We start from the raw sequence: 19,251 nt of genomic DNA, 5'->3' as shown, positions 1-19,251 counted from the left end.
CGATCTCCTTTACAGAATGGCCCGCAGAAGCCGGGAATAGAGCACCAGGGCGGCACCGAAAATCACGAGGATGATCATCGAAAGCGTAGCGGCGAGTGGCCAGTTGAGCGTCACGATGGCCTGATCATAGATTTCCGTTGCCAGCAGGAAGACGCGGCCACCGCCGAGTAGCTTGGGAGTGATGAACGAACTGACGGCCAGCACGAAGGAGAGCAGGCAACCCAGGGCCACGCCGGGCATGGTGAGCGGCACGATGATCCGCCAGAACACTTTCCAGGGCGATGCGCCGAGCGTTTCCGCAGCTTCCTCGACGCGAGGATCAAGCCTGCCGAAGCCAGCGAGGAGCGCCAGGATCATATAGGGCATCAGGATTTCGGTAAGCCCGATGACGACGCCGATCTTGTTGAACAGCAGACGCACCCCGCCTTGCGCGCCCAGTGCGAAAAGGATGTTGTTGATGAGGCCGTCATCGGCCAGGATTGCGATCCAGCCATAAGTGCGCACCACCGCCGAGGTGAGCAGCGGCGAAATGACCAGCACCAGCAAAAGCGTTTTCCAGCGACCCTGCGCCCGGTGAAGGTAGAGGGCGATGGGATAGGAGGCGAGCAGCGTGAGAACGGTGATCATAAGGCTGGTCAGGATGCTCTGACCAATCAGCTCGATATAAAAACCGTCGGTCAGTGTCGACGACCAGTTGTCGAGCGTATGGGCTTCCCCGAGACCGCCGCCGCCGAGGCTTTCGCGGAAGGAAAGCAGCAGCAGGTTGAAGACGGGCAACACGAAGGCCAGACCGTTGACCGCAATGATGGGTCCAAGAAGAAGGGTTGCGAGAAACACGATGGAAGAGGTACGGCCACCGGGAGCCGTGATCATGACCGCCGCCGTCATCGGTTTGCTCCGAAGACCAGAGTATCCTCCACGCGCCAGACGAGACTTACCGCGCTGCCTGCCGCGACCGGCGTTTCACCGCCGGAGGTCGCGCGTTCCACGGACAGGGTCTGCCCGCCAGCGGCGATCTCGTAGTGGAGGATGTCGCCGGCATAATAGACATCGCGGACTTCGCCGGCGATGCGATTGACGGGCGCTCCGTCGAAATCGGGGACGGCGTCGCCAGCGACGGTCATGGCCATGCGATGCGGCCGTACCATCAGGTCGATCTTACCGCTGTGCGCACCGGGCGCTCGCAGCACCGCGTCGCCAACCGTGATGCGGTCACCGGCGGCGTTGCCGACCAGCCTGTTGGTGCGACCGACGAAGGAGGCGACGAATGCAGTGGCAGGGCGCTCATAGAGATCGTGCGGCGTGCCAAGCTGTTCCAGGTGCCCGCCATTGAGCACAGCGACCTTGTCGCACATGCTGAGCGCCTCGACCTGATCATGCGTGACGAAGATGGAAGTGATGCCAAGCTGTTTCTGGATACGGCGAATCTCGGCGCGCATCTCGTCGCGCAGCTTTGCGTCGAGATTGGAAAGAGGTTCGTCAAACAAGAGAATGGACGGCTGGATGACGAGGGCGCGCGCCAGTGCGACGCGCTGCTGCTGGCCTCCGGAAAGCTGGGCGGGGCGACGGTCCTCGCGCCCTTCCAGACGCACCATGGCAATGGCCTCACGGGCACGGCGTTCCGCCTCGGCAGCAGGCACTTTGCGCATCTCAAGACCGAACATGACATTCTTGAGGACCGTCATGTGGGGGAAGAGCGCGTAGCTCTGGAAAACGAGGCCAATGTCACGCTTATAAGGCGCAAGTTTCGTCACGTCCTTGCCGTCGATCAGGATAGACCCCGAGGAGACAGGAGAGAGGCCTGCAATCATGCGCAGCGACGTCGACTTGCCGCAGCCGGAAGGACCGAGGAAGGCAACCAGTTCGCCCTTGGGAATCTCGAGATTGAGATTATCCACGGCGACGATTGTCTCGTAGCGCTTGGTCAATGAACGAATCGAGAGGAATCCTGGCTGCATGGTATCTGAAGTTCCCATTCTGGCTTCTTGCCTTTCTCCAGAACATCTCCGACCCGCAGGGAATCGGAAATGCCTTGGCCCTTGATCTAAGCAAGCGCGGCGAAAATTCGCTGCGCCGTTTCGCGGTGCCCCCCGCGTCGGCTCCCACCTCTTCCGCCCTAGCGCCGACAGAGGAGATGAACCGAGGGTTTTGGTATGCTGCTTCCGCGACTGCCATGGGAGCCGCGGAAGTCCTTTCTTTTTTTGCGCCAGGCGCAGAAGTCTCAACGGCTGAGGGGAATGACCTTGCGGCGCCAGTCCTGCGTAATCTGGTCGCGGACCTTCGAGAGGCCAATCCAATCCACCGGGATGACCTTGTCCATCGCCTTGACGACCGTGCGCTCACTCACATCGGCAGAGACAGAGGACTTGGAATTGGTCGGTGCATAATACATGGCGGCGGTAAAGGCAGCCTGGGCTTCCGGGCTCAGCGCATAATCAACGAACTTGCGCGCAGCCTCGGATGACGGACCACCCTTGACGAGGTTGAGCGTGTTGATCTGGAGGATCGTGCCTTCCTTCGGAAGAACCACCTTCATCTTGCCTTTGGAACCGTCAGCATTCACCTGGCTACGGGCGTTCCAGCCCACGCCCAGCGAAACCTGGCCGTTGACAACGTTCGGATAGACTTCCGGCTTCGGCTCCCAGGTCTGCACATTCGGAGCAACTTCAGCCATCGCATTGATGCCGGCATCGATGTTCTTGATGAAATCAGTGCCGCCATTCATATGGTCCATGATGATGGTGGTACCGATACCGACGATATCGGGGGCGCTCAGCATGGCGACTTTGCCCTTGAGGGCGCTATCCTTCAGAGCGTTCCAGCTGTCGGGAGCCGTCTTGATGGCATCGGTATTGTAGATTAGCACGAGATTGTCGAACGTTACGCCAACCCCGGCCACGCCTTCGAAGCGGGCATTAGGATAGAGGTCGGCGACATTCTTGGTTACGCTTTCGTCGATCTTGTCAAACAAACCTTCGTCCGTACCTGTTTTGGCGACCGAGACGTCCATCAGCGCGATATCGGACTGCGGCGCAGCCTTCTGGGCGCGCAGCGAGCCGAGCATTGCAGCAGAGCCCTGCTGCGGGAAATATTCGATCTTGATATCAGGGTTAGCCGCCATGAAAGGTTCGATGACAGCCTTGGTGTAACGCTCCTGGAAAAGGCCGCTATAGCCGAGGAACGTCACGGTCTGCTGGGCGTGCGCCGGCAGAGCGGCCGCGCCGAGCATGAGAATCCCACTCAGAAGTATTGTTTTCTTCATTGTCCTGTTCTCCTCTATTGTTATTTGGAGTGGCGGACTGATCCGCCCCCCATAAGACGATGTCAGGCGCTCAGCTTGGCCTGAACGAGCTTGTTGGCGCCAGAAATGTCCGGCAATTTCTCACCGTTGCGCAGGCGCTGCAGAAGCACGAGTTCGGCTTCCTGCATGCCGATGGCGCGTTCAGCCATGGCTCGAGCTTGGCTTGGATGAAGAGCGACAACACCGCTTTCATCGCACAGGATCGCATCACCCGGATTGATCACCTGGCCGCCGACGCTGATCGGAACGTTGATCGCGCCTTCGAGGCCGAGGATCTTGGTGGTGATGGGCGAAGGACCACGGCACCACATCGGCATGTCGACCTTGGCGAACTCCGAGAAGTCGGTCGCCGGGCCATCAACGACACCGGCCTTAACGCCGGCCATCTTCATGGTGTTGGTGATAACACCGCCCCAGCAGGCGTGACGGGTATCGCCGCAACGGTCGATGAGGACGATATCCCCGGGACGCACGAACTGCGACAGATAGTGGAGCATGGTCGAATCCGCATTGGGGATGCGCAGCGTGACGGCAGTGCCTGCCACACGTTTGCCCGGAAGGACGGCGCGGATTTCAGGATCGACGAAGCCGGAGTGAAGCACGTGACCGATCGTTGCGACTTCGACCTTCTCAAGAAGCTCGATGATGTCGGCATCGATCTGTTCGGGCATGGGGTTGGCGATAAACATTGAGTCTTTCTCCGATCAGAGAACGTGGTGGTTCGCCACCGGTACGTTGGCGCGCACCTTGGCCGAATAGTCGAAGTCAAGGACGGCACCGGCCGTTCCAACGCTGTCGGAGCATTGGGCGACGATGTGGCCCCACGGATCGATGACCATGGAATGCCCCCAGCATGCCTTCTTGCCACCCGCATGGGTGCCGATCTGGCCGACGGCCAGAAAGTAGGTCTGGGTTTCGACGGCACGGGCGCGCGCCAGAACTTCCCAATGGTCCTTGCCTGTCATCAGGGTGAAGGCCGCTGGCAGAACGATGACGTCTGCACCTTTGTCCCGCAGGGCGCGAAACAGTTCAGGGAAGCGAATATCGTAGCAGATGCCACAACCGACCGTCTTGTCGCCAACCTTGTAGGTCACCACTTCTTCGCCACGGGCAACGGAGTCGGATTCGCGGTAGCTGATGCCGTTCGGCGTATCGACGTCGAACAGGTGCATCTTGCGGTAACGCGCGATCTGTTTGCCATCCGGCCCGAAAACGAGCGTCGAATTGTAAAAGCGATTACCTTCCTTCTCGACGATGGAGCCGGCATGCAGCGTGATCGCGTGCTTCTTGGCCAGCCCCGAGAGCAGCGTGTAAATCTCGCCGTCAGGGAATTCCTCCCCGCTCTCATGCATCTCCTGGGGATTATCTCCAAGAAATGCGAAGTATTCCGGAAGAACAACAAGGTCAGGATTATCCGCCTTGACTGCCTTATCAATAAGATCGGCAGCAACCTTAAGATTTTCTGCCTTGTCATTCTGGGTATTCATTTGAACAAGTGAGACTTTCACGTTGCTCTCCTCTCATGTTGCGAGGAGAATTAAGAACGGGAACTGTTTTCATTACAAACGGAAAAACTCTATCGAAACCCATAAGGTAAGCTTATAGATTAATCATTTTGCGCTGCAGCGCAAAATTTAGGCGGCAGCCGTCATCCATTGCGTGGTGGTTTCACTGACGATTTCCGTCGCCATATCGGCAATGGCCCGGGCAATCGCGTTGTCGCCACGCTCCTGATAAACGGTGTGAAATGTGAGGGGCGGTACTGACGGACTAATGTCGAGAATACGCGCCTCACCGGATTTGATGATGCCGTCCACCAGCACACGCGGCAAAGCGCCCACCCCAACGGCCGCGGCCACAAGGCGGGTCATGATCGACAGCGAATTGGAATTATAGAGTGCGGCTGTCGGACAACCCATGAGAATCGAGCAAGGCGCGCAACGCCTGATGTGGCTGCGAGCCTGTCGAGAAGGTAAGTAACGGAAAATGCGCGATATCTTCGAGTGTGACGCCCGTTTCCGGAAGCGGCAATTCGACCGCGCCAACCCAACAGGACTCGAACGTACAGAGCGGTGAATTGTAGATATTTGCAGCCATGATCGGCCCCATGATGAAACCGACATCCACCTCACCGTTTTGAATGCGCTGGGATAGTTTCAGGCTGGTGTCGATGGTCAGATCCAGGCTGACGCCGGGGTAACGTTCGTTCATGCGGCGAATGAGCAGCGGCAACCAGGCATAGACGATCGTGTCGGCAGCACCGATGCGCACGGTGCCTCTCAGCGCCTCCCGGCTACTCACGATCTGTCGGAACTCACCGGTCAGATTGACGATCTTTTCGGCATGCTGCAGCGCCAGACGACCAGCAGGTGTCAAGTTGACGCAGCGCACATCGCGCGTGAAAAGCACGACGCCAAGCTCCCTTTCGAGGGCGGCAATTCGGTTGGACACCGACGCCTGGGTGGTGTTCAAACGTTCCGCGGCCGCCGAAAAGCTGTTCAGTCGTGCAGCCCAGAGGAAAGTTTCGAGAAATCGCGTATTCATGAGGTAAAATCTTCCCGCATGGCTCCGCGAGCCGGCACTAACGTCGCTGGCTCGTCTTGCCCTTGGCCCTTTGTGGTTCGAGTGCAAGTATGTCCGATGCACGCCCCCATAAGCAAGGGATCAACGCCCTGGCCCTGGCACCGCTTTTCGCACCGGCTGGCGCTGGGAAAAGGGATGACGGCCACAAGGATGTTTCAAATGAGTGGCCTGTTTTGCACCAGCTGCTTCCCAAACCATTGAACGCAAACAGGGCTCTGCGTCTCCTCGGAGCCCTGTTTCTTTAAATCTTTGATTGTCGGACCGTCAGCGTCGCACCGGATCGCTGTGACGAAAGACAGACCGGCGAGACCTCAATCTTCGTGCCCCGCATACAGGACACAGCCTGCCTTAAGTCTGCAGACACCCCTCCCCCAAACCTCACGGCTTCGGGATGACAGTTGCGAGCTTGCGGAACGGCGACAGGATTTCGAGGCGGCTTGGCACGCCCTTGGCGATGCTGATAATCGATCCGGGACCGATCTTCACAGGTTCGGCTTCGGCCTGCGAATACATAGCCTCACCCTCAACGACGACAAAAGTTTCCTCGAGGTCACGACCCGGATAGTTGTAGATGCCGGGCTCGGCCTTCCAGACTGCGACGATCGTGCCATTTTCGACCTGGTCCTGCCATATCTGGCGACGATACGAACCGCCTTCACGGCCTTCGGCGGGCATGGCCGGAACAAGATCCACGTCATCGGAAATATTGAAAATCGGCATGGTCACGGGAATTCTCCTTGCTTTGTCAATGTTGGCACGGACCTTGGGGCCGCGCCGGTTCAGGCATGGGGCGGCAGTTCCGCCCCAGCTAGTTTCGTGGATATGTTGTCGCGCAGCCGGTAGTAACGCAGCGCCATTGCGGGTGCGAAACCCATAAAGAAGGGAGCTGCCTTCAGTGGTTCCAGCTTCAGGGCAAGCTCGTTCTCTGGCTTGCCAAGCGCCCATTCCGAAAGAATGGAACCGAGCATCGAGCCGGTCGGCACACCACGGCCCGAAAGACCGGTCAAAGCCACAACGCCCGGCGCGAGACCATAAAACCGCGGTACGGTGCGATATTGCATATCGAGTTCGCCGAACCAGAAATACTCCCAGCGGATCTCTTCCCGGAGCTTTGGATGCAGCCATTTGAGCCGTTCGCTCATGACCTGTCTCGTATAGGCCCTGTCGCGGCCGCGGCGTCCCATGGGAAACATCGATGCGACGATCCGGCCTTCGGCATTGTATTTGTAGACGTAGATATCGCCGCGACCATCATGAATGGTCGTGTTCTGCGGCAGGACGGTCCGGCGTGTCTCTTCGGACAAAATTTGCGTGGCGGCCACGAACACGCGTTGAATCTTGAAGGTTCGATCCAGCTTGGGCCAACCACCCACCGTATAGGCGCCAGTGGTAAAGATCACTTTCGACGCGACCACTTCTCCGCGATCGGTCTTGACCTTCCAGCCTCCGGTTATGTCGCGTTCGCAACCCGTCACCGCCGAGCCGGTAAATATCTTTCCGCGCTCCTGGATGACAGCACGGCCGAGACCGCGGGCGTAACCGAGCGGATTGAGGTGACCTGCCTCTTCGTGCAGCCAGCCGCCGTCGAAACGCGGACTGCCGGTGACCGCTTCCACCTCGTCACGGTCGAGCAGCCGGGTTTTCGCACCCACAGCATTATAGGTCTCGACCTTGCGCCTGATCTCATCCATGGCGCCCTTATGCGGTGCGCCCATCACATAACCGTTCTGCACCCATTCGCAGTCGATCTGATAGTCGCGGATCATGCTCGATACGCGGTCATTCGCCCGCGTCTGCCGTTCGATCAGCCGTTCCCGCCCAGGGCTCACCCAGCATCCTGCGCAGCTCGGGCAGGCTATAATGGGTAAAGGTCGGGGTGCAATGTCCGGCATTACGGCCCGAACCGCCGAAGCCGATTTCCTGCCGCTCCAGAAGCACGACATTGATGCCGGTTTTCGCCAGCTCCAATGCGGTCGTCAGACCGGTATAACCCGCGCCGACGATGCAGACATCGGCCTGCACGCGACCCGAAAGAGGCTCCGTATGCGGTGCTGAAGCTGCGGTCGCATACCACAGTGTCACGTCAAAGGGTGAGAACGAAACCATCTACCGAAACCTTCAGTTCAGGTCGCTGCGCGCATCGAGCGCATCACGAAGCCCATCACCGATGAAATTGAAGCTGGTGACGGCAAGCGTGATGGCGACGCCCGGCACGATGGCGAGCCAGGGCGCCTTGTCGAGATATTGCTGGGCTCCGTTCAGCATATTGCCCCAGCTCGGCAGCGGCGGCTGAATGCCATAACCGAGAAAGCTGATATAGGCTTCCAGAAGGATGGCACGCGCGACCGTCAGGGTCGCGGCAACGATGATGGGGCCGACAGCATTCGGCAGCAGTTCCCGGAACATGATCCAGCCATTGGGCAGGCCCAGCATACGGGCTGCCATGACGAAGTCGCGTTCGCGCAGAGACCGCACTTCCGCTTCAACCAGACGGGCAATTTCCATCCAGCTTGTGACGGCAATGATAACCGTGATCATGAACGGGCTCGGCTTGACGAAAGCAGCCAGAGCGAGAAGCAGGAAAATACTCGGGAAAGACAGAAAGGCATCGACGAAACGCATCAGTATCGCGCCGATGCGCCCGCCATAATAACCGGCAACGACACCGATGATGGTGCCGATCAGTGTCGACAGCACCATGGCGAAAAACCCGACCAGCAGTGAAATGCGGCCGGCATTGAAAAGGCGCGCGGCTATGTCGCGTCCGAGCGGATCGGTGCCGAAAATATGGTAACCGGTCATCGGCGGGGCAAAACGGGCGCGCAGATCGATGAACAATTCGTCGTAAGGCAAGAGATAGGGCCCAACCACGCAGGCGAAAATCATGACGGTGATCATGATGAGGCCGAGCACAGCAAGCTTGTGGCGGGCGAAACGGCGCAGCGTGCGGTTCTGCCACCAGTGAAACCGCGGTGCGGCCTGCGAGGGATGGAGGGTTGCAGCGGACATGGTCTTTCCTTCGATTGAGTGCGGCGTTTCGTCGATCCGGCTCTATCCGAGCCGGATGCGGGGATCGACGAGAGCAACCATGAGGTCAGCGAGCAGACTTCCGATGAGCACGAGGATTGCGGAAAACATCAGAAGCCCCATCACGACGGGGTAGTCGTGATAACCAAGGCTATCGAGGAACAGGCGGCCCATGCCGGGCCAGGTAAAGACCGTCTCCGTTACGAGGGCGCCGCCGAGAATCGTCGGAAGCTGCAGACCGGCAAGGGTGATCATTGGCAGAAGTGCGTTGCCGACGACGTGTTTCATCAGAACCCGGCGCGGGGTCAGCCCCTTGGCGCGGGCGGTACGGACGAAATCCTGATTGATGACATCAAGCGTCGCAGTCCGCATGTAGCGGCTCCAGACGGCGATGTTGACGAGGGCAAGTACCAGGCTCGGCATGATCAGGTGAATTGCATAGTCATAAAAAGACTGATCGCCGATCGTATACATGTTGCCCGCCGGCAGCCATTTTAGCCTGAGCGCGAAAACATAGATGGCCACCAGCCCGAACCAGAAGGTGGGAATTGAAAGCGCGACCATGGCGCCGACCGTGGCGGTGTAATCGAACAGCGTGTAACGTTTGGTCGCCCCCTTGATACCGATCCAGGTGCCGACAAGGATGGATACGACGGTTGATGAGACCATCAACAGCAGGGTCGCAAACAAATGGCCGGAGATGATATCGAGAACCGGACGTTGGTCGCGATAGGATTTCCCCCAATCGCCTTGCAGCAGGCGCCAGGCCCATTCGAGATATTGCACCGGCAAGGGTCGATCGAGACCCATCTGGTGGGCGATGCGATCAAGCGCCTCCCGCGTCATGCCGGGCGTCAGGGCAAATTGCGACAATGGCCCGCCAGGCGCGAGGTTGAGGATGGCAAAACCGATGATCGAGACAAGCAGCAGAAGTACGAGGCTCTGCCATATCCGATGGAGAAGAAAGGTCAGCATGATGAGACTCCAGGTCGCATCGTGGAACTGGCTAGCAACCATCCACGAATAGCCGTCAGAGTGCCGGCTGCTTCAAAGCCGGCACTTCACATGGATCGGGCAAAAAGCCCTGTCTGCGGCAGGCTTTACGCCAGACGCCAAGTCGCAACGTTCCAGGTATCGATGCGGTTATTGACGTTTGGCTTCACGTTTTCGACGCCCTGCTTGTGACCACGCACCGTTGCGTACTGGAACAGCGGCAACAGCGGCAGTTCCTTGCGCATGATCTCCTGGATCTTCAGGTAGACGGCCTTGCGTTCCTCCGGCACGAAGAGACTGCCGCCCTTGGCCAGAAGATCATCGACGTCCTTGTTGACGAACTGCCAGGTATTCTGGCCCGAGCCGCCTTTTGCAGCACTCGACGTCGAGCGGAAGAAGTCGGAGGTATCGGGATCCGGGCCGGTCAGGAAGTCGAGCCCAACGATAACCGAATCGAACTTCGACAGCATCCAGTAGTCACCCCACATGACAGCTGGCGGCAGGTTCGAAATGGTCATCTCCACGCCGATATCCTTGAAGGATTGCTGCATGTATTGCTGAACCTGTTCGCGGATGTGATTGCCCGCTGTCGTGGAGCAGGTGAAAGCGAGCTTCACGCCATCCTTGGCGCGAATGCCATCCGCCCCGGGCGCCCAGCCCGCATCGTCGAGCAGCTTTTTAGCTTTCTCGATGGAATATTCATGCTTGGGAAGATCTGGATTGTAATAGAAAGACTGCTGCGGAACGTAGCTTTCGGTGGGTGTGGGCAAACCGTAATAAAGTGCCTCGATGATCGACTGTTTGTCGATCGCCGCATAAAGCGCCTCTCTTACCGCCGGCTCCTTGAACTGTGGACGTTCCATGTTGAACGAGAGGGATTCAATCGTCGAGCCCGGCACGACGTTGACCACCTTGCCGGCGAGATCCTTGGCCTCGTCATAATGGTCGGGTGTGATCCATTGCAGGCCCACCACGTCTATGTCGCCGGTCTTGAACTGAGTGTACATCACATTCAGGTCGGGTACGTATTTGTAGACCAGACGCTCTATATGCGGGCCATCACCAAAATAATCGGTATTGGCGTCGAGCAGAATGTAGTCACCCGCAACCCGCTCCTTCCATTTGAATGCGCCCGTTCCGACCGGCGCGTTGTTATAGGCGGCGGTATTGCGGTCAGCTTCCGCACCTAGGAGGTGCTTCGGCGTAATAAATGTGGAAGCAAGGATCGAGGGATAGGGCGCGAAGGGCTTTTCCATCTTCCAGGTGATTTCCGTTGGCGAAACCACGGTCAAATCCCGTACGAATTCGTGCCCGGTCTTGCGCCATGAACGGAAGTTGGGATCGACCAGGAGTTCAAGCGTGAACTTCACGTCTTCAGCGGTGAACGGCTTGCCGTCGTGCCATTTGACGTCGTCACGCAGCTTGACCTTCCAGTTGAGACCATCGGCGGAAATGCCGCCGTTTTCGACCGTCGGCACTTCGGCGGCGAGAGCTGCCACGAAGGCACCTTTCTCGTCGACATAAAACAGCGGGTCGAAGATGCTGAAATGGATGCCTTCGTCTACTTCAATATGCGGCATATGTGGATTGAACACGGTAGGCTCCTGCGAGAAGCCGACCGTGAGCTGGCCTTTGGCGGCCTTGTCCTGCGCCATGGCGCGGGAAAAACCCGGAAGACCGGAAAGGACGACGCCGGATGCGCCGAGCGCCAAAAGGCCGAGTGCCTGGCGGCGGGTGGTATTGATAAGCGGCTTGTTCTGGTCGGACATTTTTTAGTTCCCCTTGATCCGATGGTTGAACACGACGATTATTTTTGCTTCCGCCTCTTTGGGCGGTACTACTCCCATCAGCAGTTGCCTGCCTCATGCGTCAAAAGGATCGGCGGCACCTGACCGCCGGGCTTCTCATTTCAAAAGCCGCTGACCAGTTCGATCTTCGAACCGTCGCTGAAGCGGCTGAAACGGAAATCGCGACGATCGACAATCGGATTGCGGCCTGTGACGATATCAGCCATGAGTTTTCCAGCCGCCGGGCCGATGCCGAAGCCATGGCCGGAAAAGCCGGTTGCAACATGAAAGCCCGGAATGGCGTCGATATTGTCGATGACCGGAATAGCGTCGGGCGTCACATCGATCATGCCCGCCCAGCGCTGCGAAATTTCGGCCTTTTCGAAAACGGGGAAGGCCTTCTTCAGCTTGGCAAAGGCGCCGTCCGTCATGTCCATGGCCGGAACGGGATCGAGCACGCGGTTATATTCGAAGGGTGAAGCCTCATCGAGCGCCCAGCGGCGCGGAATGCGCCATTCATCGTAAAAGCGGCCAGTCAGGCGCAGGTCGAGCGAGCGCCACTCATGCCGCAGAGCCGGCAGGAATTTCAGTGCATGACGGAAAGATGCGGGCACGATGTCGACGATGTTCTGGAAGCCGTTCGCGATCGTATATCCGCCGTCGAGGCGCTTGCGGATCGCAAAACCGTTCGACCAGATTGCCTCTTCCGGACCGCCTTCCAGCGGCTTTGTGCGCAGCACGGAATTCATGACCTTGAGCTGCGGCAGATCGAGACCGTTGTTGCCGAGAAACAGGCTGGACCACGCGCCACCCGCCATGACCGCCGCCTTGCAGGCAATTTCACCACGCTCTGTCACGACACCAGACACCTTGCCGCCGGAAAGCTGCAGACCACGCACGGCGCATTCGGTCAGGATGAAGGCGCCGCGGTCGCGGGCAGCTTCCGCAATGGCAGGCGCGGCGCGCTGCGGCTCGGCTCGGCAATCACCGGCAGTATAGAGCGCACCGGCGACATCCATGTTGGAATGAGGATATTTCGCCTTGAATTCCTTTGCACTCAGCATGCGGCTTTCAATCTGGTAGCCTTCCAGATTGCGGTTCCAGCGTTCGTGCTCGGAAAATTCCTTTTCGTTTGCGCATGTAAAGACGATGCCGGAACGCTTAAAACCAGTCTCCCGCCCTGTACGACGATTGAGATCCGCCCAGATGCGCAGCGATTCTGCCATCAAGGGCACCTCGCGTGGGTCGCGGCGGGAAATGCGCACCCAGCCCCAGTTGCGGCTCGACTGCTCGTGGCCGATACCGCCCTTTTCGCAAAGCGCAACACGCAGCCCCTGATCGACGAGTTCAAGCGCGGTGGAGGTGCCGATAATGCCGCCGCCAATGACGACGACATCGACTTCTTTCGGCAATTCCGCATCGCCATGGACGGGAACGACATAAGGACCGGGCATGTCAAAAAAACTCCTCAAGCTGGCAATTGATGGCGAATTCGGCGACGGAAGCCTCATTCGGTAAGGACAGCAGCATGGCAATGATGCGGGCAAGATCGGCGGGCTGGGTCATTTGATCCGCCGGCCGTTCGGATAAGGCGGTCGCCATATCTGTCGCAACGAAACCGGGGCATACGGCTGTCGCGCGCACGCCGCTTTCGAAGCCCGCCTGTCGGATGGCATGCGCAAGCGCGACCGCCGCGAATTTGGAGAGAGAATAGCTACCGGCAGATGCGGACTTCACCCGCTTACCGGAGAGGGAAGCGAGGATGATGACCCGGCCACGACCGCTCTCGCTCAACGCCTCCCAGGCGGCCTTAACCAGCCTTCTCGGTGCCTTGACGTTGACCGCAAGCATGGCGTCGATGTCTTCGTCGTCTGCTTCGATCACTGTCTTCGGTATCATGATGCCGGCATTGGCCACGACAGCATCGATACGACCGAAATGCTGATACGCTTCATCGGCCCAGCGCTTCTCCGCACTCGCATCATTTGCGTCATAATGGGCAAGATGGACCTGTCCCTCGTGACCCACAGCCCATTGCGGCAGCGACGGGCTGCGCATACCAAGCGATACCGACCAGCCTTCGCCAAGAAGAGTAGCAGCGATATGGTCGCCTATACCCCGACTTGCACCGGATATGAGAGCAACGCGTTTTGTCGTTCGTTCCATCATGCTAGCCCCACAATATGGCGGTAGGCGCGACGCAAAATGTCGATTACCTGCTTCTGCTCGTCTTCCGGGATGAAGCTGAAGAAATCGCGCGATTGCTGCGGAACGATCTCCCGGATTTTCGTTGCAAGCGCCGCTCCGGCTTCGGTGATGTAAAGCTCCTGGGCGCGGCTGTCTTCCTGCGACACTTCCCGGCGTATCAGATCGTGCGACACCATCTGGTCGATGATCCTGCCCATTGCAGACCGGTCCCGCATCGTCAGATGAGCTATCACTGAAGGACGGATACCCGGGTAGTCATCGACGAGCAGCAGGGTCGTGATCTTTCCAGTTCCCTTCGCCACATCCAGCCCGTCCAGCCGGGCATCGAGATCGCGCGATACGGCAAGGTTGATCGTGCGGATGTAAAAGCTCAGCGTGTCTTCAAGCACGTCGAGATTGATATCAGTTGGCGATGTCGGCGGGTTTTCAGTTGGTTTGGACATGGAGTTTCCGTTCGAATGGTCAAAGATCGACATTGGCGCACACGCTTTCCCGGCGTGCCGCAGTGCAGGTTTTCGGCCATGTCGTATGTCAGTTTCGTGACTGAATGAAAGGATAATTAGTAGACAAACGCAACTACTTTTTATTCCTGAAATCATATTTTTATTATTTAAATCATATATTTAAAAGGAAAACCTCTCGCGCCGCCGGATCCACGATAATCCGGCGGTGCAATCGGTCTTTGATGTCGCGCGATGCAAAGTCTGACGAGATGTCCGGCTCGTCAGACTTCGATGTTATGTGCCGACGGCAGTTGCCGCAGGTTCCCAATCCGCACCGGGGATCGCAGCAACGAGTTTGCGGGTATAGGGATGGGCCGGCGACCGGAAGATTTTTGTCGGCGGCCCCTGTTCGACAACCGTTCCCTTGTGCATGACAAGCACATCGTCGCAAATCTGGCTTGCGACTCTCAAGTCATGGGTGATGAAGATCATCGCCACCTTCATTTCAGCCTGCACCCGCGCCAGAAGCTCCAGAACCTGCGCCTGTATGGAAACGTCGAGAGCAGACACGGCTTCGTCGGCCACAAGGACGACCGGATCAAACATCAGTGCACGGGCAATGCCGATGCGCTGGCGTTGGCCGCCGGAGAATTCGTGCGGGTAACGGTCATAGGCCTGTTCATCCAGCCCCACGAGCTTCAGAATTCCGAGAGCCTTTATTCTCGCCTCATGCACAGCCATTCCGTGGGCAACGGGGCCGACCGTCAAGATCCTGCCGATCGTATGGCGGGGATTAAGCGACGCGAAAGGATCCTGAAAAATCATCTGGATATAGGGCCGCAACGATCGAAACGTCGTTTCGTCCATCGCTGCTATGTCACGGCCATCGAAGCATATTGAACCGCCATCCGCCTCCAGCAATTTCAGCAGGACACGCCCAAGCGAGGACTTGCCCGACCCGCTTTCGCCAACGATACCAAGGGTCTGGCCCTTGTGAAGCTTGAAGCTGACACCATTGACCGCCTTGACGATACGGGCCTTGCGGAAAAACGAGCCGGAGCTGCGATATTCCTTCTCAAGATTTTCGACCTTGAGAACGACGGGGGCTTCTTCGCTGACTGAACGCTCAGTGCTCCGCATCCGTGGCACCGCAGCGACAAGCCGCTGGGTATAGGGGTGGACGGGATTGACCAGAACCTGGTCCGCCCTTCCCTGCTCCACAAGATATCCCTTCTCCATTACCACGACGCGATCGGCAATTTCGGCAACGACGCCGAAATCGTGGGTGATGAACATGACGCTCATGTTCTTGCGCTTCTGTATCTTGCGGATGAGCTCAAGGATCTGCGCCTGGGTGGTAACGTCGAGAGCGGTTGTTGGCTCATCGGCAATCAGGACATCCGGATCGAGTGCCAGTGCCATGGCGATCATGACCCGCTGGCGTTGTCCGCCAGACAGACGGAATGGATATTGCAGCCGCATCAGAGGCGGGTCGGGAAGACCGACTTCTTCAAGTAGATCCAGAACCTTGGTCTTGCGGGTTTCAGGCGTTCCATAGCCATGCGCTTCAAGCACTTCGGCGATCTGATCCCCGATTGTCATCAGCGGATTGAGCGCGGAGAGCGGATCCTGGAAAATGATTGAGACCGCCTGACCACGCAGCGGCCGGATTTTATCTTCCCTGGCCGCAAGTATGTCCATGCCCTTGAAATGGATTTCGCCGGAGCTGACTTTTATCACGGGCGACAACAGCCCCATGATAGTGCTGGCAGTGACGGATTTGCCGGACCCGGATTCACCGATAATGCACAGGATTTCACCTGCGTGGAGGTCGAAAGAGATATTCTTGACCGCGTGGGTGCGCTCCATTCCCGGCGGAAGATCCACCGTGAGATTGCGAACGGACAGCACCACGTCGGCTGACGTGGTTGGATGCGACATAAGTTCCCCTTGTTTTTTTGTAACTTTGTTCGCTTTGGCCGACGCTTCATACGTCGGAAACAATATGGTGGACTATGTCTACTATATTGTCCAGTGAGTGGCGGTAGCTGAGACGGTCGACCGGCACCACCTTGGCGCTGCCCAGCATTCTTGACCTTTATGATCTGCAAAATGCCAGGCTGTCCCGCTTGATGTTTGGTCAGGAACGGACCCGGCGCTTTGCGTTTCGGGACAAGTTCTCCAACTGTCCCGCTAGCGCCCACTTGCGGAGCAACTTTCGCGTGCTTAAAAGGCGTGCAGTTTCAAATCGCGTCGGAGAGGACCAATTTCGTGGAACAGGTAAATACCCAAACCGGTAAGGGCCGGACCAAAGCTTTATGGGCGGCGGTTGCGATTATTGCTGTTGCTGCTGCAGGCGTCATCGGGGGTAAGGCCTTCTACGAAGCAAAGGTCAGCGAACTCGTTGCTCGCACTGGCGCAACTGCCCGTTCCGTTGAGGTTGATTTCCTCGGGCAGATTCATATTCGCGAACTGGCCTTGCCGCTTGCCGATGGCAAGAACATCCGGATTGCAGCTATCGATGGACGTCCAAAATTTCCTTTCCTGGATGGCGCACTGGAGCTGAACGACATCAATGTTGACGTGCCAACCGGCAAGATCTCGATGGCGCATGCGCGTGTCGAGAATGCCGCGTTCAAAAAACCGGATGCGGCTGAAGTATCCGGAGACGGAAATGCCAACTCTCTGCCTAAGCGCATAGAGCGATTTGCAGCAGAGCGTATTTCCACGCCTGAGATGACATTCACGCAGTCCATCGCCACCACCGAGCAGAAGACTGTTTACAAGAACGTAGCTTTCTCGGACATCGCCAAAGGCCGGGTCGCCCGATATTCCATCGACAATGCCAGCTACGACATCCAGATGGATCTACCGGACAGCACTGGCGCGATGAAAAAGAAGCACTTGGTCGTATCGACCGGCGCCATAGCCGGACAGGACTTCGATGCCGCTTACCTCGCAAGGCTCTATACGGAAAAAGCGGGTCCCGAAGATAAGGACGCAAAGCTTCTCTATGGCCCGCTCTCCGTCAGCAAAATCTCGTTCTCGGACGGAGACGGTCATTTCACCTACGATGAAATACGCAGCGACGGCTTCAGCGCCCGCATGCCGGCCGAGCCGCTTCTGGAAACGATGAACGCGCTTTCGGCGACCAAAAATACCGACGAGCTTTCACCTCAGGAACGCCAGGCAATTTTCGCCAAGGCCCTCTCCATCCTCGATATGATTGGCAAGAGCAACATGCAGTTGCTCGGGTTCAAGGCCGACGCGCCTGATGAAAGCGAAGGGGCTGCCGGCAAAAGGGTCAAGGTCGGCATTGATCGTATCGATATGCAGATGGACAGCCGTAAGCTCGACTTCGGCCTGAATGGCATGTCGATCGGAAATGGCGTCGACACGATCGAAGTCGCCGAGGCAAGCCTCAAGGGCTTTGACTGGAGTTCCACAATCGAGAGTCTCTCCAAAATCGTCGGGCTTGACGACAAGCAGATCGAGACTTTCCCGTTTAATCACCTGATACCGGAACTGGGCACCGTCCGCGTCGGAGGCATCAATGTTGACGTCGCCGCCCCGGAACAGACAGACGACGAGACTGGTGAAAAGACGGAGGGCGTGCCTGAGCGCATCAAGTTCACGCTCAGGAATTTCGAGATGGGTCTGACAAAGCCCTTCAACGGCATACCCACAGATATCGTGATCAGGCAGGATGACCTTTCTCTTCCGATCCCGGAAGATTCGACCGAGGAAGTTTTTGTCGAAGCCCGCAAACTGGGTTTCGAGGCACTCGCCCTGTCTTATGCCCTTGCCGCCGGCTGGGATGAACCGAACAAGAACCTGGTGATCCGGGAAATCTCCATTGCGCGGCAAGGATATTGGCAGCGTCAATTTTTCCGGTCTGGCGAGCGGGTTCACCGAGGAGTTCTTCTCCTTCGATACCAATCGTACTCAGGCCGCCCTCCTGGGGCTCGCGGGCCGCGAGGTAAAGCTGACGATCAAGGACGAAGGCATGATGGCCAAGGCTATCAAGCTGTATGCTCTGCAAAACGACATGACCGAGGATCAAGTGCGCGGTGTTCTGACACTCGTGGCAAGCGCGGGCTTGCAGCAGATCGCAGCTGAACAGCCCAAACTCAAGAGTGCGGTGGACGCGTTGCTACGCTTCATCAACAACCCAGGTACTCTTACGGTTACCGCCCGCTCCACTGGACCAAATGGCCTTGGTCTTTTTGATCTGGTTGCAGCGTCTGAAAACCCGATGCTTCTTCTCGACAAGGTCGATATCCAGGCGACGGCCGAGTAAGTCGTCCGATCGCACCTCCAAACGGTTCAAGCTCCGGTTCTCGGAGCTTGAACACACCCGGGCGCGGAGCTTCTAGCAAAGCTTAGATGCGCCGCGCCTTGATCGTGTTCATGACAAAGCTGGTCTCGATGGTGTCGACGCATTTCAGCTTCGCGATCTTCTCCTTGATGAAGCGCTCGTAGTCCTCGAGCCCACCACACATGACCTTGAGCATGTAGTCCCTCGAACCCGTGACGAGGTGACATTCCAGAACCTCGTCCCAGTCCAGAACGGCCGCCTCGAACATCTGGATTTCGTCATCGTGCTGGCGACTGAGGCGGATGGATGCAAGCGCGGTCATCGTCCATCCCTCGATTGCCGGATCGACGATCGCGGAATAACCTTTGATCACCCCCGTATCTTCCAGCCGTCGCAGCCTCCGCAGACATGCAGATGCCGACAAGCCGACTCGCTCGGCAAGTTCGTTGTTGGTGATCCTTGCGTCGGCAGACAGCTCCTTGACTATCCGCCGGTCGATTGGATCTGCAATTTTTTGCGACATAAAGCACAATTCTCCGCAATATATTGCTTCATCAGACATATCCACGCTTCAGAATGCAAGGTATTTTG

16 protein-coding genes and 2 pseudogenes are annotated in these 19,251 nt (G+C 57.8%); 1 reads left to right on the top strand and 17 read right to left on the bottom strand.

All coding sequences use genetic code 11. The annotated features are described in order from the left end of the window. Positions 1-9 precede the first annotated feature (9 nt). From QE432_RS08675 to QE432_RS08600, 16 genes and pseudogenes are all read right to left on the bottom strand, one after another. Positions 10-888: an ABC transporter permease gene (locus QE432_RS08675; protein WP_003517681.1), complete on the bottom strand. Its 879-nt coding sequence runs from the start codon at positions 886-888 to the stop codon at positions 10-12. Continuing rightward, positions 885-1,958: an ABC transporter ATP-binding protein gene (locus tag QE432_RS08670; RefSeq protein ID WP_019566397.1), complete on the bottom strand. Its 1,074-nt coding sequence runs from the start codon at positions 1,956-1,958 to the stop codon at positions 885-887. The genes QE432_RS08675 and QE432_RS08670 overlap by 4 nt, the downstream gene beginning before the upstream one ends. A 263-nt stretch (positions 1,959-2,221) precedes the next feature. Continuing rightward, positions 2,222-3,262, bottom strand: a complete 1,041-nt coding sequence (locus tag QE432_RS08665) for an ABC transporter substrate-binding protein (protein ID WP_003517684.1) — start codon at positions 3,260-3,262, stop codon at positions 2,222-2,224. A 62-nt stretch (positions 3,263-3,324) separates the two neighbouring features. Then, positions 3,325-3,990: an RraA family protein gene (locus tag QE432_RS08660; RefSeq protein ID WP_174045667.1), complete on the bottom strand. Its 666-nt coding sequence runs from the start codon at positions 3,988-3,990 to the stop codon at positions 3,325-3,327. A 15-nt stretch (positions 3,991-4,005) separates the two neighbouring features. Continuing rightward, complete coding sequence (locus QE432_RS08655; protein WP_236775200.1) at positions 4,006-4,788, bottom strand: carbon-nitrogen hydrolase family protein; 783 nt, start codon at positions 4,786-4,788, stop codon at positions 4,006-4,008. A 147-nt stretch (positions 4,789-4,935) separates the two neighbouring features. Next, complete coding sequence (locus tag QE432_RS08650; protein WP_306623784.1) at positions 4,936-5,172, bottom strand: hypothetical protein; 237 nt, start codon at positions 5,170-5,172, stop codon at positions 4,936-4,938. Between the two features lie 19 nt (positions 5,173-5,191). After that, positions 5,192-5,845, bottom strand: a complete 654-nt coding sequence (locus tag QE432_RS08645) for a LysR family transcriptional regulator (RefSeq protein ID WP_306623782.1) — start codon at positions 5,843-5,845, stop codon at positions 5,192-5,194. 417 nt (positions 5,846-6,262) lie between these two features. Continuing rightward, positions 6,263-6,604, bottom strand: coding sequence for a cupin domain-containing protein (locus QE432_RS08640; protein ID WP_236761863.1), 342 nt, complete (start codon positions 6,602-6,604; stop codon positions 6,263-6,265). 59 nt (positions 6,605-6,663) lie between these two features. Then, positions 6,664-7,990: pseudogene (locus QE432_RS08635) on the bottom strand (NAD(P)/FAD-dependent oxidoreductase). Positions 7,991-8,002: 12 nt separating this feature from the next. Further along, entirely contained in the window at positions 8,003-8,893 is an 891-nt protein-coding gene (locus tag QE432_RS08630) for an ABC transporter permease (RefSeq protein WP_003517690.1), read from the bottom strand. Positions 8,894-8,935: 42 nt separating this feature from the next. After that, positions 8,936-9,886, bottom strand: a complete 951-nt coding sequence (locus QE432_RS08625; protein ID WP_013761327.1) for an ABC transporter permease — start codon at positions 9,884-9,886, stop codon at positions 8,936-8,938. Positions 9,887-10,011: 125 nt separating this feature from the next. Beyond that, the gene (locus tag QE432_RS08620) at positions 10,012-11,673 is read right to left on the bottom strand and encodes a peptide ABC transporter substrate-binding protein (RefSeq protein WP_025596018.1); all 1,662 of its coding nucleotides are present in this window, start codon (positions 11,671-11,673) and stop codon (positions 10,012-10,014) included. A 140-nt stretch (positions 11,674-11,813) separates the two neighbouring features. Then, positions 11,814-13,145 (bottom strand): NAD(P)/FAD-dependent oxidoreductase, encoded by a 1,332-nt coding sequence (locus QE432_RS08615; RefSeq protein ID WP_306623780.1) that lies wholly within the window; start codon positions 13,143-13,145, stop codon positions 11,814-11,816. Position 13,146: 1 nt separating this feature from the next. Further along, the gene (locus tag QE432_RS08610) at positions 13,147-13,857 is read right to left on the bottom strand and encodes an SDR family NAD(P)-dependent oxidoreductase (protein WP_025596016.1); all 711 of its coding nucleotides are present in this window, start codon (positions 13,855-13,857) and stop codon (positions 13,147-13,149) included. Continuing rightward, positions 13,857-14,342 (bottom strand): MarR family winged helix-turn-helix transcriptional regulator, encoded by a 486-nt coding sequence (locus QE432_RS08605; protein WP_026330963.1) that lies wholly within the window; start codon positions 14,340-14,342, stop codon positions 13,857-13,859. Before QE432_RS08605 ends, QE432_RS08610 begins: the two co-directional genes overlap by 1 nt. A gap of 294 nt (positions 14,343-14,636) precedes the next feature. Further along, a complete protein-coding gene (locus tag QE432_RS08600) occupies positions 14,637-16,283 on the bottom strand; it encodes an ABC transporter ATP-binding protein (protein WP_038493662.1) in 1,647 nt (548 codons plus the stop codon). Between the two features lie 330 nt (positions 16,284-16,613). On the opposite strand from QE432_RS08600, the pseudogene QE432_RS08595 reads away from it, so the two are divergent. After that, positions 16,614-18,642: pseudogene (locus QE432_RS08595) on the top strand (hypothetical protein). 82 nt (positions 18,643-18,724) lie between these two features. Here QE432_RS08595 and QE432_RS08590 read toward each other — a convergent pair. Next, positions 18,725-19,183 (bottom strand): Lrp/AsnC family transcriptional regulator, encoded by a 459-nt coding sequence (locus QE432_RS08590; protein WP_111842008.1) that lies wholly within the window; start codon positions 19,181-19,183, stop codon positions 18,725-18,727. Positions 19,184-19,251 lie beyond the last annotated feature (68 nt).

This window comes from Agrobacterium sp. SORGH_AS_0745, from assembly GCF_030818995.1.
Classification (GTDB): Bacteria; Pseudomonadota; Alphaproteobacteria; order Rhizobiales; family Rhizobiaceae; genus Agrobacterium; species Agrobacterium tumefaciens.
Note: the sequence above shows the minus strand (reverse complement) of the source record. Positions and strands in the feature narration are given on the sequence as shown.